Origin of the sequence: Paenibacillus helianthi, assembly GCF_001909055.1 — a bacterium.
Lineage (GTDB): Bacteria > Bacillota > Bacilli > Paenibacillales > Paenibacillaceae > Paenibacillus_AQ > Paenibacillus_AQ helianthi.
The window spans coordinates 151,314-170,983 of record NZ_LVWI01000001.1 but is presented as its reverse complement, the minus strand read 5'-3'; the positions used below and the strand labels follow the sequence as shown (position 1 = coordinate 170,983).

Annotated in this window: 5 protein-coding genes; 4 read left to right on the top strand and 1 reads right to left on the bottom strand. The window is 53.9% G+C overall.

Features of this window, described 5'->3' with window-relative positions; genetic code table 11:
- Positions 1-86 precede the first annotated feature (86 nt).
- From A3844_RS00545 to A3844_RS00530, 4 genes are all read left to right on the top strand, one after another.
- On the top strand, positions 87-7,772 hold the full coding sequence (locus A3844_RS00545; protein WP_074106277.1) for an S-layer homology domain-containing protein: 7,686 nt from the start codon (positions 87-89) through the stop codon (positions 7,770-7,772).
- Positions 7,773-7,817: 45 nt separating this feature from the next.
- Complete coding sequence (locus A3844_RS00540) at positions 7,818-17,510, top strand: S-layer homology domain-containing protein (RefSeq protein WP_074106276.1); 9,693 nt, start codon at positions 7,818-7,820, stop codon at positions 17,508-17,510.
- A 213-nt stretch (positions 17,511-17,723) separates the two neighbouring features.
- Positions 17,724-18,104 carry a hypothetical protein gene (locus A3844_RS00535; RefSeq protein ID WP_074106275.1) on the top strand — a complete coding sequence of 127 codons (381 nt, stop codon included), beginning with the start codon at positions 17,724-17,726 and terminating at the stop codon, positions 18,102-18,104.
- A 137-nt stretch (positions 18,105-18,241) separates the two neighbouring features.
- On the top strand, positions 18,242-18,949 hold the full coding sequence (locus A3844_RS00530) for a DNA alkylation repair protein (protein ID WP_074106274.1): 708 nt from the start codon (positions 18,242-18,244) through the stop codon (positions 18,947-18,949).
- A 257-nt stretch (positions 18,950-19,206) separates the two neighbouring features.
- Here the strand turns inward: A3844_RS00530 and A3844_RS00525 are convergent, their stop codons facing one another.
- Positions 19,207-19,386 (bottom strand): hypothetical protein, encoded by a 180-nt coding sequence (locus A3844_RS00525; protein WP_074083471.1) that lies wholly within the window; start codon positions 19,384-19,386, stop codon positions 19,207-19,209.
- Between the last annotated feature and the right edge of the window lie 284 nt (positions 19,387-19,670).

Below are 19,670 nucleotides of genomic sequence, written 5' to 3'. Positions count from 1 at the left end.
AAGCGGGCGAACGAAAGAGGTGGAAGTATCCCTCTTCGGGTGCCGGCTTTCTTCCTACATCCCTAGAATGAAGGAGTTAAGATTGAATGAGAGGATTAAAGCAGACAATCACGGTTCTACTGGCGTTACTCCTTGCCTTCGGTTCTCCCGTCTCGGCACTGGCCGGTGAAATCGGCAAGAAGGACACAACGGTTCTGAGCAACAGCCTCGTGAAAGTAACCGTTAATAATGATACGGGCCGATTTGCCATCCGCACGGTGGAAGGGCAGCCGATCCGCAAGAAAGACCAGAATATTAACATGATGTTCAGGGGCGATGATCCAGAGACTTCGTTTACGACCTTCCGCATTGACGGAACTGATTATATTTTCGGTAACCCTTACAAGTTCGGCGCAGATTTTTTTTCCGAGATTACAATGCCCCAGATTGTCCAGAATACCGACGGAACCAAGCAGATTGAGACGATATGGACGATTAAGGGTATCCAGATCAAGCAGATTATCAAGCTGTATATGAACACTTCCGATGTGATGAATGCCGGCAATGTGAATGTCAGCTATCTGGTTGTGAATAACACGAAATCCACGGTCGAGGTGGGCTCGCGTATTCTGCTGGACACCATGGTCGGCAGCAATGATGGTCCGGCCTTTCAAGTAGGTAAGGTCTACAAGACCCCTTTGCAAGTAGAGCGGAGGCTGGTGGATGCGGATAAGCTTCCTCCCGGCATCGGCGACGATGAGAAGGCGCTCTATACGCTGCCTGCCTATTGGGTTATGAAGGATAAGTATGACAGCACGGACCCGCTGGCGACCCATGCTGTGGCCTATGGCTTCAATAATTTTTCGGAGAACGACATCAATATTGTCGATGAAATGGTTGTGGGCCACTGGAGCAAAATGGCTAATACGAAGTGGGATTATGAGGTTAATCCGAACCTCGACTTCACGGCGGACACCAATGATTACGGGACAGCGGATTCGGCTGTTGCCTTGTACTGGAACCCTGACGCTATTGCTGCAGGTGCCGTACACAGCTATGAAACGGTATACGGGCTGGGAGAAATTGTGCAGCCGGACAAGGCGTTCTCCATCCGCTATATCGATCCGGTGAACCAGCTGGCGACACTGGAGGATGGCAGCGGATATGAGAACGAGAGCGTCTTTGATATCACTGCCGAGGTGGAAAATCTGGAGGCGTATGCCACGGAGCAATCCAGTATTAGCGTTAGTCTTCAGTTGGACAACGCACTTAAATTCGTTGATTTGGATACAGACGGGAAGATCAAACGGGATGCGAACGGAAAAATCATGACAAGGTCGGGCAACTCGCAGACTGCGATATTCCGCAAGGATGCCACACCGGAGGAGGCGGAGCAGGGGATCCAGCCGAAATTCAAGCCAGGTGAAACTGTAACAGCTTCCTTCAAGGTCATAGCTACCGGTAAAGCTTGGCCGACAACGCCGGAATATTTGCTGAACGTCAGCAGTCCGGAGACTGAGGCCAAGCTGGAAAACATCAAGGATGAGACGGTTAAGGCCCAGTATAAGTCGAGCAAGGCCAATTTTGTATTGTTGCCTCCTGTCGGCACGGCTACCTCGACCTATGTATACGCGATGTCTCCAGAGGAAGTGTACACCTCGGATGTGAAGTACATTACCCTCAATCTGTCCAACATCGAGGCGTACAATACCGGAAGCGCGACGACAGTCCCCAATTTCGACCTCTATTTCAGAGAAGTCGCTACAGGCAACCGCTACAAGGTACCGGTAAAAGAAGCGGTCATTCTGCAGCCTGCCAATGACGGCCAGGTGGGCGATATGCGGATTACCTACCGCACCGGTGATCTGGTTGATAAAGCTGGCAACATCCTAAAGGATGAAGACGGCCGGGAGCGTAAGGATCTGGGGCCAAATCTGCCTCTGGGAGAATATCAGGTGGAGATTGACTACAAGGATTCGGGGGATACCGGCGGTCTGTATGATCTGACCACCTCCCAACGGTTTGTGGTCAGCGACAACGAAGAGGCCCGGATCAAGAAGGCAAGCATTCTGGCAGTAGTCAAGAGAAGCTTCGACTTTACAACTCCTTATAACAGCAGCAACAAGAGCGAGCTGGAGGAGGCCTACGAAGAGGCGTTCCCGGGGTACACCTTCCCCGGCCAGGCTGGATATGCGGGAATGAAGACAGCCTATACTACCGCCATGAATGCGATGGTTCTCAGTGCCAAAGTAACGGACCCTGAATTCGGCGGAGAGTATCTCATGCAGGCAGAGGAGGTTCCCGCCTATCATCTGCAAGCTTTTGAGAGTGAAGAGGAACTCGAGGAATACAAGAAGAGCCTGGCTGAAGAGGATAGCGGCACTGGCAGCGACGAGGAGGAAGAGCCAGGCGATGAGGTGCTGCTGGAGATTCGCGGGATGATTAACCAGATTGGCAGCGGCACTGACGCCGAGTATGTGGTGGACACCAAGAGTGAGCCGGCGATCATAAACAACGCTGTGGCCTATACCGGAAAGGACATGGTGTTCGCCAGTGGCAAGCTCGATGTGCTTAGCATTAAAAAGGCGATTAATACAGACGATACGCCATTATTCGATACGTTAAGTGTAAAAGGTGAAGGTACTCTGAGCGTGGCGGGCAGCGGTTTTGTTTTCTTTGACGGCGAATGGACACTTGATTTCTTCAACGGCTTCAGCAAATCACTGACGAAGCAGGAAGAGGAAGAAACCGGCGATGACGGTGAAGAAGAGCCGGATGAGCAGAAGGAGCAAAAGAAGAAAGATCAGGGAGGCGGTGCGGAGGACAGCTCACTCAACGGAGCGCTAACCTGGGCTGCCGGAGCTGTGGGTGAGCGCCTTAATCCACTGCGTCAGCTGATGATTCCGGATGTTTATTTCAACCAGCGCAGCCTGTTCGCGGCACCAAGCTTCTCGGTTAACGGCTTCGGATTGAAGTTTAACGATTATATCCTCCGTCCGGGCGGGATCTCGTTCGGAGGTAACGTCAATCTGAAGATTGTTGAGTCGGAGATTAACAATGTGATTTTTAATGACAAAGGCTTTGTCGGCATTGACGCCAATCTCAAATTCGATCTGAACGAGAGTATTGGATTGATCTCCAAATCGAAGGAGGGCGACGAGGAGGACGGCAGCAAACCGTCGGGCGAAATCTCGATTGTCCATTATGTGCAGGAAGTAGAGGATGTGTCCAATACCTACGGCCTGAAGTTCAATGCAACCGTGAGTAGCGTAGGTGTAGGGGTAGAGCTTGCCTTCAAGCAGGTTGCGGACAAGCGGATTTTGCCGGATGCCATCGGCTTTAAAGCGGAGCTGGGAGATCCGGGCGTGCTGATTACCGGCGCTACCTATCTGACTGGCATCCGCGGCGCGATCCGCGAACTGGCAGATACGATTGCCGGAGAGGGCGATGTGCCGCTGACACTGGAGGCCGGTGCAGACATCACCTTCGGTGTCCAGCCGGCAACCTTCTACGGCAGCATTGATATGACGCTGAAGAAATCGGGAATTAAGCTGGTCGGCAAAATGGACTACAGCCCGTCTCCTGAATCCGATAAACTGACCATGCTGACTGAAGCCAAGATCGCCGCCCAATGGATGACGCCATGGTTCGTCAGCGCCTCGGCAACAGTGGACGTGCTGGGCTGGGATGTCATTATCGGCAAGGCGTCCCTATTCGTTGGCCAGAATCTGATCAAGAACCGGATTGATTTTGAAGGCTTCCTGAGCGCGAAGCTCCAGATCCCTTCTGATGTGCCGATGGTTGGCGGAATGCCGCTGGCCGGTGTATCGCTGGGGGTCAACAATGACAAGATGTGGGGTAGCTTCGCGATCTTGTTCATCAGTCTGGGTGTGACCTATTATTTCGACGGTGATATTGAATTTGGCACCTCCGGCGAGAAGCTTCCGGATGGATTGCTGTATCTGCAGGTTCAGGATCCGGAAACCGGGCCTAAGCTGGTCGTGTTCGGCCAAGGTGCGGAAGCGGTGGCCACGTCATGGGTCACGAAGGAAGACGTGCAGCATGAAATTGAGTATCACAGTATCGCGGACGGTGTGAGCCTCATGGACAATGGCTCGCTGGATGTGGGCATCGGAGGCATCAAGGTTTCTGAAGATGGCAAGCTTCATGAAATCCCGATCTCGAAGGTAACCGGGAATGCGATCCTGGAAGTGCAATATTACGGCAATTCTGTGCCGCAGCTTGAACTAATGGACAACAACAACCGTGAGTACAAGCTTGTGTACGATGAGCGCCGAGTCAATGATCCGAGCGCCAATGCCTTCACCCAGGTCATTGCCGGGCAGAACGAAACGATCCGCAAAGCGTATATTGCCATTCCGGCAAGCCGGGCCGGCAGCGGCACCTGGAAGCTGCGTGCGGATCAGACGGTGGATACGCGGTTGTTCAACATTCCTGAGGTGTCCAAGCTGGATGAGGTCAGATTGGACCAGGACAGCGGGAACGCGAACGCCTTCACAGCCTCCTGGAAGGTATCCAATGCCAAGTCTGACGATACAGTCAGCCTATATTTAACCAAAGATCCGGTACTGCCGGCTGCTTCCGCTGACGGAGCGGTTCAAGCACCCGGAGATGCAGGCGTACTGATCGCCAAGGATCTGAAAGTAGACCAGGGCGGCAGCGTATCCGGCAGTCTCACTTCCGGCAGCGTCTTGATCGATGCTACCCAGGTATCCCTGCTTGGAGCAACGGAGGACATCCGGGGCCTGATGGCCCAGGGTGACTATTATCTGCGGGCGGAGCTGAAATCGTCCACGAGCTTCGGGACGAAGACGAGCGCAAACAAGTTCAAGCTGGTTGACCCTCTGGCTCCGGCGGAGGTAAGCGACGTAGCGGTCAAGCCTGCGGGCAACGGATATTTTGAGCTGTCCTTCAAACCAGAGGAGAAAAAATCGGCCCAGACCAGCTATGAGCATAGCTACAGCATAGAAGTGCTTCAGCAGGCGAACGGAAAGCTTGAGGAGTACGAGAATTTCAGCTCACTGCAGTTCACTGAGGAGGAATTACAGCCGTACTGGAATAAACAGAGCGGCAAATATGAAGGCATCCGGCTCGGCGGCTGGACACCAGCCTCTAAGTCGAGCCAGGTGGATCATTCCAGTCTAGAAGGCAAGGCGTTTGCTGGTGATTCGCTGAGCTACAAGGGGCTGAAGGTTGGGGAGAAATACGTCGTGGGCGTATCCTCGGCAGTGAAGCCAGACAAGGCTGCAGACAAAAATGAGAATTGGCATTTCGCCAAGCGGGTGGATACGGCTAGCACGCTCCTGCCGGTTCCGGCGAAGCCTGCCCTGTCCATTCTGAGTACAGATTCAACCCAAGTAGGAAAGGCAACCGCCGCTTATGCAGAGGTGCTGAGCAGCAGCGCTGCAAAGCAGAGTATTCGTGTTGTTTCCAATCAGCGCAATGTGGAGGTCGAGGCGATTTATGACGGCAAGTCACTGGGCCAAACCGAGCTTACGGACGGCTCGGCCGGAAGCAGCGGGACGCTGAATTTCACTACTTTTACAACAGACGGTACTTATGCGGTTGAGCTTCGCACAAGAAACAAAACAACCGGCGATTTCACAATTACAATGCTATATCTGACCGTGGACACAATAAATCCGGTTCTCTATATTGATTCTCCGCTTCCAGGGGCCAGGACTTCGGGAGGCAAGATTAAGGTATCCGGACGGACGAGTAACGATGCTGTGCTGAAAGTGAACGGTCAGCCGGTAACCGTAGGCACAAATGGTCACTTTGACGGTGAAGTCACTGCGGCTGGTACGGAGCCCACGCTGAATTTGACGTTTGAGGCTGTAGACCATGTTGGCAACACCAACAGTGCCTCGGTTGTACTGACCAATGGAGGGTATCAGCTGCCGGTTGGCCTGGTGCTGCGAACAGTAGGTACCCTTGGCGTTAAGGATGAACGGCAACTGGAAGCCTTCCTGCGGATCCCCGATGGCAAGGATGCCAGCGGCAAAACCAAGTACAAGGAAGTGCCGGTTGCCGAGAACGACTTGGCCAAGCTGACTTATTCCTTGTACACAGGAGAAGCTGCCGAGGTCTCCGAGGACGGCAAGGTCAAGGGAGTGGCTGAAGGCGCATCAATCGTGTCTGCAGAATACAAACTGTCGGAAAACGCTTCGCTTCAAGGAATGACGGTGGTGAACGTAGTTACCGACATCAAGGCATATACCTCTGCAGTTTCCGGCAATGGGGCAGCAACGAAGATCAATGTATTGTCAGCAGGAGACCTGAACGACGCTAAGCTGGTCTACAAGATATACCCTGCGGGCGACAGCGTTACAACGGTTCCGCGTTACAAGGATGATGTAAGCGGTTGGAAGGTTCTCCCGGCTGACGGTATTCTTCCGGCCGCCAGCGGCGACCGGATAGCAGTAGCTAAGCGTCCTGATGGCGGCAAGCAGGCGCTGGCGGTATCAGCGCTTATGCCGGCGGTGCTGTGGAGTGACAGTGGAAGCGGCACAGGCGGTGGCAACACAGGTGGCGGCAGCACAGGTGGCGGTACGGGCGGCGGTGCCGGCGGTGCGGGTGCAGGCAGTGCAGGAACCGGCAACGATTCCGGCGTTCTTGTCGGCGGCACCGCAGTTCTGGCAGAAATGCAGAATGGCCGTCTGGCGGCCAGAATCACCGGCGCCGGAGCGGTGGGCGACGCCTCTTCCAAAATCTTGCTGATCGAAGGCAAGAATGCGGTCGTGAGCGGATATGAATTCGCCATTGACCGTAAGGTGCTGTCACAGGCAGCGGGTCTGAGCCAAAGGATTCATATTGTACTGCCTTATGCGGAGCTGACCTTCCCTGCCGGTGCAGCAGCAGCAACAGGAGAGGATCTGAAAATCAGCATCGACAAGAACAGCAGTAGCCGGAAGGCAGAGCTCGCACAAATGGCCAAGACACTTGGCGCTACACTGCTGGGCGATGGAGATGGAGTTACTTTTGATGTACAGGAAGCAGGCATTTACAAGAACCGTTCAGTCACGGCGAAGGTGGCTGTGCCAGATACAATTGCCGCAAGAGATATTACTGCGGTTGTGCTGAAGGACAGCAGAGGCAGCTGGACTACGGTGCCATGGTCGCTGGATGTTGTCAGCAACAAGGCATATGTCGATCTGAATTTGACAGGCAACGGAACCCTTGGATTTATCAGCAAGAAACCGGCATTCACCGATGTGAATGATACCCATTGGGCGAAGACGACGATTCTGGAGGCGGCGGCCAAGCTGTATATGCAAGGCCGTTCCGATAAGCAGTTCGAGCCGAACAGCCGCATTACACGGGCCGAGTACCCCGCAGTGCTGCTCCGGGTTCTGGGGCTGATGAATCAGCAAGAGCAGGTGTCCTTCTCTGATGTGAAGACGGACAGCTGGTACAGCCGCACATTGTCCATTGCCGTCAAGAACGGATTAGCCACCGGCTACAAGGACGGCACATTCCGTCCGAATGAGGAAATTTCCCGTTTGTCAGCGATGGTAATGGCCGGACGGGCGGTGAAGCTGCTGGGAGTGGACAAACAGGTCACGAAAGCGGAAGCCGATACCATCCTGGCGAAGTTCAAGGATGCTGAAGCAATCCCGGATTGGGCGAGGGATGCGGTTGTCCTGTGTGTCATGCAGAAGCTGATCTCGGGGCAGGATGGATACCTTCTCCCTGAGGGTGTACTCACCCGTGCCCAGGCTGCAGCTATTGCGATTCGCCTTGGTGATCTTGAACCGGTGGGCACTCCGTAAGTAGCGAGGAAGAGGAAATTCATTTCATAAGGTGGAAGGTGACCTATGCTATTCTCAAATAAATGGATCAAGCTGTTATGCTGCACATTGCTGCTGGTTCCGCTGCAGCCCGGCGCTAAACCGGCGAACGCCAGCGGCGGAAGCTGGGGGGATCATGCGGATACCAGCTGGTATTCAAGCGACTATTCTACCTATATTATTGATTCGGCGGCCAAGCTTGCGGGTGTCGCTAAGCTTGTGAACGACGGCATTACTGATTTCGGCAGCACAACGCTTCAAATTGCCGCCACGGGTCCGCTGTCGCTGGCAGAATATAACTGGATGCCGATTGGCAATGCGGAGCATCCGTTTCGCGGAACTCTCGTGGGTCAGGCCGGGCTTAGCCCGGAGCTGACCGGTATGACGGTTACTGACAGCGTATATGGGGGGCTGATCGGCCGCATGAGCGGGGCCACGGTTGGCCGGTTCTCCCTAACCGGCAGTATTGACACCATTGTATCCGGTGACGCATCTGTGGGCGGGATTGCCGGATACATGGATGAAGACAGCACCATCCTGGATGTGAACAGTGATGTATCCGTTCAGGTTAGAGGAACGGTGACAGGCAATGTGTATGCCGGCGGGATCGTTGGCAGCGGATCAGGGCTGCTGTCGGCAGTGGCAAACCATGGCCGCATTTCGCTTATCGGCGCAAATTGGGGGATGGCTGGAGGTATTGCAGGCTCCACTAATAGTGTTCTGACACTGAAGAAGAGTGACAATACCGGACCGGTGAGCGTATCCGGCAGTGTCTACATGGCAGACGCAGGCGGCATTATCGGTCTGGTGTCCGCCCCGTTGTTCATGGCAGAGGAAGATACTTTCATGAAGAACAGCGGCCAGATCACGCTCGCAGATGTCGGGAGCGGGTCTGCAGGCGGGATTATGGGCAGGGTGACAGCGGATAGCAGCGTCACCATTTCGCTTCAGACCTCGAATACCGGGGAGATTCGAGTGGATTCCGGAGCCGCGGCTGGGGCTGGCGGTACTGGTATCGCTGCGGGTGGACTGGTCGGTGCGTATGAGAACACCGGAGGGCTGAACGTTTCTATCCCATTCGTGCAGACCGCACCGGCCATAGTCAACAAGGCGGGCGGACGAGCTTATACCGGCAGTATTGTCGGCCGCGTAGCCGGTGACTTCACCTGGGGACAGAGCGTTGTCAACAGCTCGTCTCTGGCTGCCGGAGGTTCGTCCGAGGTCTACACTGGCGGGATCGCCGGCAAGGTAGAGGGAACAGCCTCCTTCGTGGCATCGGCTTGGAATCAGGCCACAATCCAGGTGGCGGCTTCCGGTACTGGAGTATATACCGGTGGATTAGTAGGCTTCGCAGGCGACCAGCTGCTATTTCACAGCACTGGAGCTGAAGCATATGGTAACAGCGGCAGCATTGCTGTAACCGGAACGGCATCGGATGTGAATACCGGGGGGATTATCTCCAACCGGAACTATGGCAAGGCTGCTGCCAATGTATTGAGTAAAGGGGATATTGAGGTTACGGGGGGAGAAAGACTCTACAGCGGCGGATACGTAGGGAAGATGACCAATGGGGAATCCGGAATAACCAACGAATCCTACAACGGCCATATTTCCGTGTCCTCTATAGCATCCGGTACTGATAATCAGGTGTATACCGGCGGAATTGTAGGATACTACGGGCTGGGCGGCGTCATCACTGATCCTGTCTTCACTGGAAGGATTAAGGTTGCCGGGGGAGCAGGCGTTCATACCGGCGGTGTTGCCGGCTATATGACGGGAGGCGGCACCATTGCCGGTGCGGTCATCGGCGGAACGGCCGGGTCACCGGCCGTGATTCATTCCAGCGGTAACGCCGGGGGTGTTGCCGGCTACGCAAACGGTGTGATACGTTCTTCCACCGTCAAAAATACTGAGATTACTGCTTCAGGGTCCGGCGGTTCAGCAGGTGGTATCGCTGGTACAGCCAGCGGTCAAATTGCGGACGTGGCGGTAGGCGAAGCGGATGCCGACGGCAGCTACACTGTGAAGATTACCACCGCCGCCGCCGATTCGGCAGCGGGCGGCGTAGCAGGACGGGATGCCGGGACACTGGTGCTTGGAACAGCCAGAGTTAACCGTATCACTCTGTCCGCAGAAGAATTGGCGGCTCGCTCCTCCCTTGGGGGGCTGGCAGGTAAACTTTCGCTAGGAACCACGGTAAGTGTGGCCGGAAAGACTTTTAATGTGCGGAGTATAAAGATGAGCTCCGCAGCGGCCGGCAGTGCCTTAGGCGGAGTTATTGGTGACAACAGCCTGGATCTTAATGCGGACATCTTGCAGAACGTATCCGATATTTCGATTGATGCCCAGGGTGATCATTCAGATCTGGGTGGCATTGCTGGCAGAAACAGCGGCCAGCTGACTAAGCTGACTGTAATGGATGTAAGCATCAAGTCGGCTGGGGCTGCCAGTCAGCTCGGGGGGATTGCAGGATGGTCCACGGGTGTGATCATCAGCCCGGTCGTTATTCCCGGGGACGGGGAGCTGCAGCTCGCCATAGAAGGTTCGGATAGCACAGTCGGCGGTGTAGCCGGAAGCCTCAGCGGAGGAGCTGCGGTCAGCGGCAACGGGGCAGACCGCAATGTGACCGGACTAAGCATCACCGCTGCAGCATCTGCCAGTAAAGCGCGGATCGGTGGTATCGCAGGTGATAGCAAGTCCTCTGCAATCAGGAATATGATTGTGGAGAGTCCGGTATTGAATGCGGCAGGTGCGGACAGCATGATCGGGGGGCTGGTCGGCCGGATTACCGGTGCAGACATAGAGCAGTCGGTGGTCCGGGGGATTCTTCCCGATTATGCCATACTGAATGTGTCCGGCAGTGGCGTCCAGGCGGGCGGTGTGGCCGGACGGGCCGAAGATGCAGTGCTCACAGGAGGCGGAGCATCGGCTCCAGCCGCCGAGACTCTGCTGCTGACCGGGACGGAATCAGCGGCCGGTCTGTATGCCGGAGGTATCGTAGGCTATAACACAGACAGCGCCATCAAGCAGGTGTCTGGTTCCACGATCAAGCTTTCATTGAAAGGAACAGGGACCATCGCCGGCGGCATTACCGGCTATAACCGGGGCGTGGCCGGCTATGGTCTGCCCGCTGCTTCCAGAGTGATGGAGGACAATGTGATGAACGCTATGACCCTTGTCCTGTCCGCTTCGGCGGCTTCCTCGACTGCAGGAGGTCTGATCGGACTGAATGATGCCAGAAGTGACGAGGATTCAGGGAAGCCAGCCTCTTCATCCATAAGCTCCATTCAGCGCAGTAAAATGACCGGAAGCCTTACGGTCCATGGACCTTCTTCGGTTACCGGCGGCCTGGTTGGCGAGAACCGGAGCGTTGTTGCCAAGAACAGCATCAGCAACCTCCTTCCTGTTGTATCTGACGGGGGCAACGGAGTGGTTGGTGGTCTAGTTGGCAGAAACACGGGTACGATCTATTTCATGTCCTCCAATGCAGTTCTGTCCGCAGGAGGTAAGTCTACTGTTATCGGGGGGCTGGCGGGAGTCAACACGGGCCGGGTCGGGTCGTCCTATAACGAGACGGATCTGAAGAGCAGCCTGTCCGGCACGGCAGACAACTACGCCCTGCTGGGCGGTTTGATTGGCAGGAACAGCGGTAGTATTGATAAAAGCTTCACTATGTCCAAAGTGACGGCGAGCGGTGCCTATACGTATGTTGGCGGACTAATCGGTGAGCATTCCGGTTCCGTGATCAATTCGTACACAGGCAAGGATGTCTCTGCCAGCGGCAAAGGCTCATACAGCGGCGGCCTGATCGGACGGATGACAGAGGGCACGGTAGCCAGCAGCTACTCCGCCGGGAGGATCACCGGAGACAAAGGTGCATATGCCGGAGGCTTTGCGGGATATTACGCCAGTACTAACAAGAAACTCATTGACGATACGTATTACGTTAAGGATGAGAGCCTATCCATCAACAGCGGAGTCCTGGATTTTGGCGGGGGAACTTATAATGAATTGAACAATTATGCCCGTCTGAGTCCTGTTCTGTCCTCCACACTGGCCGATAGTAAAGCATTTGCGGCCTTATCCGGCTGGACCTTCGGCAGTTCACCCTGGCGGTATGGCTCAGCCGGTGCGAAGTATACATACCCGGAGCTGAACCTGAGCGCTGATGATAGTGATGCAGGCAGCAATCCGCCTACCCTGAATTTGGACTGGTATACACAAAATCCGCAAACGCTGCGCTTTACCATCAAAACAGAGGATGAGCTGGCAGGACTGGCGGCAATTGTAAACGGTACAGCGGCAGAGGTCGAACCGTTCAATTTCATCGGAAGAACGGTCGATGTGGCGGGGCCGATCAGTATCAGAGCTTCGAGCTGGACTCCTATTGGGAAGGATAACAGCCATTCTTTTGAAGGCACGTTTAACGGCAATCATCACTTAATCGGAGATTTCAGAGTAATTGAAGGGGAATATGCAGGTTTATTCGGAGTGATCGGAAGCAGTGCGGTTGTCCGCCAAGTTTCTGTAGCACCTCTTTCCTTAACCGGCAGCAGCTACGCCGGAGCCCTGGCGGGATTGAACCTGGGTAAGGTTGAGCAGGTGGAGGGAAGCTTGTCAGGTGGAGCCAAAGTGGCCGGAGGGACAGCAGCCGGAGGTCTGATTGGCCAGAATAATGGCGAGATCACCGGCTTGGCGATGACTCTCGGTGAAGGAAGCAAAGTGTCCAGTACGGACGACGGGGCTTCCGTGGGCGGCCTAATCGGCAACAGCCGCTCGGGCCTCAACCAAGGCAGCCTGAGCTCGAGAGCCGGAAGAATTGAAGCGACAGGCCGTAATGCCGCAGCAGGCGGTGCGGCTGGAAGAGTGGACGGCGAACTTACCGCCATCTCCGTTACCTTGCAGGATGGAGGGGCAATTGTCGCGGAAAGTCAGGATAGTGTAGCTGGTGGTGTGGCTGGTGTGGCAGAATCCGGAACATCCGACGGCCTGACTGTCAGTTTGACTGGCGGAGGCGTACAGGCCCTTGCCCCGGGTTCCATAGCCGGTGGGATATTTGGCCATTCGGCAGCAGGCCAGGTGATCCGCCATGCCAAGGTACAGGGAGATCACTCTCCCGGGGCTGCTGTCTCAGCCAGTGTGGCAGCCGGAGGCATTGCCGGCGATAAAGCAGGTGCTGGCAGCAATACGTTTGATATCGAGTCGGTTCAGGTTCGGGACATAACGGTAGTTTCTGCGGGAGAAGGCGGAATTGTGGGCGGGATCGCCGGCAAGCTTGCGGATGCCGCATTGAAGGATAATGTATTTAGCGGAGCCCTCAGGGCAACGGGCAACAGTGCTATAGCCGGCGGGATCGTCGGGCAGGCCAAGGACTCCATCCTGTACAAGCTGGAATCTTCACCGCAGATTACAGTGAACGCGTCCTCGGGTGTAGTTGCAGCCGGCGGCATTGCCGGAATTCTGGAATCCTCGAAGAGAGACACTCCGCTGGACTTTGGGCTGCTGGTCTCATTATATCCGGGGGTATATGAAGCGGAGCTTCCTGCGGGTTTGATCTCTATCAACACGTCCGGTCAGGCAGCAGAGCTGTATGCCGGCGGTATTGCCGGGAAGCTGGACTCCGTCTCCCTGTACAATTCCTCCTCCTCGGTCTCCCTAGACCTGAGCGGAGGGAAGACAGCGACAGCCGGCGGCGCGGTCGGCTATGCCAAAGACACCCGGATGGCTGGAATTGATAGCACAAGTCCGATTCAGGCTGGCAGCAGCACGAATTACAATGTGGGCGGTCTGGCGGGGAAGGTGTCCGGAGGCAGCATCGCCTACTCCAAGGCTCAAGCAGCCGATAACATGCCGATTGTTGTTGGAGATAGCATCGCGGCAGGCAGAACAGAAGCCTATGCGCATATCGGCGGGTTCGTGGGCCAGGCGGACGGTGCAGATATCCTTTCCTCCTCGGCTACCCAAGGAATCTTGATGAACAGCACCTATCCGTATTCCACAGTCTATGCGGGCGGATTCGCCGGTCTCTTGGGAGAAGACAAGAGCGGCGTCATTTCCGTAGCATCTGCTACGGGTGAGATTACGGTTCGCGGGGCGGCCGGGGTCTATGCAGGTGGCTTTGCCGGTACTGTCAATCAGTACCGTATTGAGCAGGCCTACGCCTCAGGGAATGTATCGAGCACAGCCTTTGATGCCAGAGGCGGCGGGTTCGCCGGAGTTATTAACCACGGAAGTACCATTGAAGATGCCTATGCGGCTCAGGTACAGGTCAGCGTTGCCGGAAGCAACGGGGCAACCCGTTCGTATGCAGGTGGCTTTGCCGGTTACAATGATGGCAGCCTTTCACGGGTTTATGAGGGCGTATCTGAGGTTTCAGCCGTGGCGGGCGGCTCTAATTCCTATATGGGTGCTTTTATCGGCTATAACTTCCGGAATGGTCTGATCGAGGACTCTTATTATGAAGGAAGTCTGGCTCCGATCAAACATGATACAAGCAGCGGTGTGCAGAATGGGAATCTGCAGTTGTTGTCCTTGGACGGTTACAGCCAGCCGGAGGGCTGGAATTTCTCGGGAATTAACCCGGTATGGGGCTTTTCTGATGCTAAACAGTCTTATGCGCCTATACTTGTAGGGCTATCCAACTGGCGGTTCACACCTGATCTGAATGTGATTACGGGTGCAAGCAAGAATCAGACTTCATATTCGGCAGGCACCGCCGAAGAACTGGCGGCACTTTCGCTTTTGTATGATGATGGCGCTTCTGTCTATGCTTTGTATGATCCGGCAGCCGCTGCACCGCTCTCAATCAAGAGTATCACACTGACTGGAGATATTTCCCTGTCCGGCAAGCTGTGGCTCCCGGTGGCGGACTTTAGAGGTGTGCTGGACGGCAAACTTCATACCATTTCAGGCTTGAATAATCATTCAGGTGATTTTAACCACTATAGCTTGATTGCCGATAATTTCGGCGTCATTGCTAATGTGAAGCTGCAGGATGCGGTTGTAAGCGTAGGACCTTACACCGGTGTGGTTGCCGCAGTAAATCATCCGGACGGGATGATCAAGAATGTGACTGTAAGTGGCGGCAGGGTGTCGGGCACGTCAGCTGGAGGAGTTACCGGTGACAATCAGGGGATGCTAAGCGGCATTATTACTGAGAATCTCACGGTTGCGGGCGAAGAGTATGCTGGCGGGGCAGCAGGGCTTAATACTGGACAATTGGAAGGTATCTCTGTAAAAGGCCTGACCATCAGCTCTCCAGCCGTGGCGGGCGGCATCACCGGTCTCAATGAGGGAAGCATAGAGGCCTCGTATTCTAGAGCCACTATCAAGGCTTTCGGCCAAAACGGAAGCAGTACGGCCGGCGGGATTGCCGGACAGAACGGAGATGTCGGCCGGATTCATGGGAGCTTCTCGTTCTCTGACATCGTTGTGAGTGCCAAGGACTCAAGCGCAGGAGGCATCGCCGGAGCAAGCAGAGGGACGATTGCCGACAGCTACAATACTGGAACGGTGGAATCAAAAGGTCAGGCCACTGCCCGCGCGGGCGGCATCGCCGGGGAGGCAGCAGCGGGAATGATCTCCACCGCTGTGAATGGAGGGCAGATCGCTTCCAGCATCAACGGCAAACTGGTCAAGGGCGGAACGTTTGCCGGTGGCATTGCCGGACAGGCTGCAAAGACAGTAGTTCTCAGCCACAACTTCTATGATGCACAGATGCTCCAGTATCCGGTAGCTTATTACACCGCAGAGGGAAGTAAGACCAGCGGTGTTGTGGGGCAAGCGGAAGGAATAAGCACCGTACGGCTGACTGGCGGTATGCAGCCTGACGGATTGGAACCTTCCATCTGGAAGACGGTCCAGGGCTTCTATCCACAGTTGGCGTCGTTCTCGGGTGGAGTGGACAGCGATTTGTCCACTGTGGCGGTTGTATTAAAGGAAGGAGATACTGCATATAAGGTAAGGGGGAAATATACGACCACTCCTGACGCAACGATCCACTGGACGGCTCAGGATGAATCCGGCTCGGGTCCGATTTATCTGACCGCATCTAAGAGTGGGATCAGCAGGCTGATCGTCGTTAACAAAACGCCGCTGGCCTACGGCGAAACAGCTGTTGCACCAACAAGCTCCACGGCTCTTCAGTTCAAGGACAAGACCGAGGTGATCCTGACAACGGCTGAGGCGGAAGGCCGGGTTCATTATACAATGGATGGTTCAGCACCTTCCGAATTTTCACCGGTGTATGCGAAGCCCATCCCGTTAAGTGCTTCTGCCGTAGTCAAGGCAATAACGGTAGTAGAAGGCAAGAATGACAGTGCACTGCTCATTGCAGAATTCAAGAAGATTACGGACGTGGACAATGGCAGTGGCAACGGTGACGGCGGTGGGGGCAACTCCGGGAATGGCGGCGGCAGTTCCGGCGGTGGCACTGGTGGTGCAAGCTCCGGAAGCGGGAGCAGCAGCACGTTGCCGGTGGACAGCGGCAACGGGTTCGACATCCTGGTGAACGGCAAGGCCGCGTCAGTGGCTGAGGCCAAGAGCACAACCGCAAACGGTAGAACCACAACCACTATTACTGTCGATGAGGCGGCTCTGATCAAATTGCTGCAGGGTGCAGCCGGTCCGGCCGACGTATCCATTATCTTCAGCGGGAAGACCGATGTGAACCGGGCGGAGCTGAGCGTAAAGCTGGTCAAGCTGATGGCGGAGCACCAGGCGGTGATCCGGCTGGATACCGGGACGGTTGCCTTCCGTATTCCCACCGCGCTTCTAGCTGTTTCGGCAGCGGATCAAGAGGTAGTGAGTCTTGAGTTTTCAGCGCCGGATGAGCAGGAGACCAAGCGGTTGGAGCAAGCCGCAGCAGCCGGTTCATATACCTTCCTTGCAAAGCCGATTAATTTCCGGGCTATGTATGGAAGAGGAGATCAGATGAAGGAGATCGGAATGTTCGACGCTTTTGTGGAGCGGACGATGGCTTTGCCTAAGACAGCGGCTGCCTCGAACGCCATTGGAGTGAGCATCGCGTCAGACGGAAGCGTCAGTCCGCAGCCTATCCGGATTACAGAAGGTGACCAGAGTCTGACCGCTGTGATCAAAAGCTTATCTGCAAGTGGTCTGTATGCTGTGATTTCTGCTAAGGCCGAGACTTCTTTCCGTGATGTTCAGTCACATTGGGCACGGGAAGCTATTACTAACCTGACCCGCCGGTTGATTGTGGGAGGTACAGGGAGCGGAAGCTTTGAACCGGAGCGCAGTATAACCCGGGCAGAATTTTCGGCCATCCTCGTGAAAGCACTGGGTCTCGGCGGGTATGCGGCTGCAGACAGCAGTACATTCAGTGATGTGAACGCGGGAGCCTGGTATGCTTCTTATGTAAAGACTGCTGCTGAGTATGGTCTCGTATCCGGTTATCCGGATGGCAGCTTTGGGGCACAGGAACCCATCAGCCGCCAGCAGATGATGACGGTCCTCTCCAGAGCCATGAAGCTCACGGGCTTGCAGACAGAGGTCAGTCAGGCACGCAAGGAAGAGCTGCTGAAGCCCTTTGCCGATGCCGGCAGTGTTGCTGGTTATGCCAAGAGCGGTTTTGCCGCAGGTATCGTAGCAGGACTGGTATCTGGAAGAAGCAGCACAAAGCTGGCTCCCTCCGATCTGACTACCAGAGCTGAAGCAGTAACTGTTATAGAGAAGCTGCTTAAGCTGGCTGGCCTTATCTGATGAACGGTAATACGCATGCGGCAGAGGTTTGCTCAGAATAAAAGCCTGGTTATACCAATGAAGACCAGTGAGTCTTACGTTAATGGAGGCTCACTGTCTTTTACAGCTTTGGATTACAGGAAATCTTTAGCAAAGGTTATTTCTTCTATTTACATATCGTTTATTTCGTACCTTGAGTGAATGAGACAAGGACAGAAATTGAGGGATTATGAGATGATGTTATACATTGCTCAGCGTTTTGAGAAGAAGCCAGAAGAGATGGACGCGATGAAAGAGAAAAGGCAGCCCGTGGTATCAAGAATTTCAGCGAATACAGATCAGGTCCTCCGGCTGCACCTTGAGATGGATTTCAGAAGGCTTGAAAGAATGTATTTCAAACAAGAACAAATCCAGGAACTGAAGAGGCATGCCAACAGTTCCCAGAAGCTAATCTCACTGCAGCAATTGGAGCGGCTGGAGACTACTACAAACAGCTGTATTTCATCCATGCTCAAGCGGTTGTTTGAAGCAGGGTACGGGCAGGAACTCAAACAGCGGGGACTTGTACAGGAATACCAGACCACCGTTTCGGTCATTTTACATTCTAGTGTGTGATTGAATCGACACCGATGAAGCTATATCTGAAGGATACGTAGCTTGCAGCAGGGAAACCCATACAGTACACTTTCTTTATCCGGTACGATCTAAGATCACTTGAGATGAGTATTCTGTGAAAAAGGAAGTGTTAAGGAATGAATGCAGAGATGGTTATGAAGGAGCTTGAAGCACTCGGCAAGGAACGGACCAAGAAAATATACAGCTCAAATGGAGCGCAGGAACCGCTTTTTGGCGTGGCTACCGGCGCGATGAAGCCTATTTTCAAGAAAACCAAAATCAATCAACCTCTGGCTGAGCAGCTTTATGCCACAGGAAATTACGATGCGATGTATTTTGCGGGCATCATTGCCGACCCCAATGCCATGACGGAAGCCGACTATGAACGGTGGATGGATGCAGCTTATTTTTATATGTTGTCTGATTATGTAGTTGCAGTAACCTTGGCAGAAGCGGATATTGCTCAAGAAGTTGCCGATAAATGGATCGCGAGCGGGGAAGAGCTTAGAATGTCAGCGGGCTGGAGTTGTTATTGTTGGCTACTCGGCAACCGGCCGGACGAAGAATTTGCCGACAGCAAAATTGCCGGTATGCTTGAGCTCGTGAAAAATACGATTCATGATTCTCCGGAACGCACCAAATACGCGATGAACAACTTTTTATACACAGTGGCGGTATCCTATTCCCCTCTTCATGATAAGGCATTCGAGACCGCAAAGACTGTAGGCCAGGTAGAAGTCAATAAGGATAAGGCAAACAGCAAGTTTCTTCACGCTTACGAAAATATTCAAAAGGCAGTCGAAAAAGGTAGGGTTGGTTTTAAACGCAAACATGTAAGATGTTGACGGTGATTAGAGTTAATAACTCCGTCAGGGTCTTTCGCTTATTTTACGTTTATCGTAGCTTGACTGGTAACCTGCAGCAACGCTATGAATGATATCGCTAACTTAACGAAGCCTGACTCACTAACTGGTGAATGTCAGGCTTTTTAATAAGTAACAGCTTGCGAATTGCCTTCCAAAATAATCAGTAGAACCGAATCCGACGCCTAATGAAATCGTAATGGCTTTATGCATGTATGAGGAAGCCACTCGAATTAGGCTCATGCGCTCTGGGTTGGTTTCTTGCGTATGCTAGTAAGTTCAAAAGCCTCTTTAGGAATTCCCATTTCATGAGCCTTCTTCTTTTTAATTACCATGGCCTGTTGTAAGCTTGTGGCTTGAAATTCAATTGTGGTGCCAAGCGGCTCCTCAAATGCATAGTAACTTTTTTTATTGGACATTACTTGTGCCTCCTCATCGTATTCTCGAATAATTTTGCCAAAGGGCATAAGTATATTATCTTGGCTGTTTCCCAGATAGGGCATATCACTTGAATAGTGTGCGTCTCATCTCAAAGAACTATGCACGAAAGACATCCAGGCTTTGATTCAATTCAATTGAATTGTATTGATTCCATTAAGTCTACTATCACGATCGATATATGTAATAGCTGATGACGTACCATCTTTATTCAGAGCTGAGTTTTTCCGTAGTTCATGACTGATGTCTTGTTGGTATTACCAAG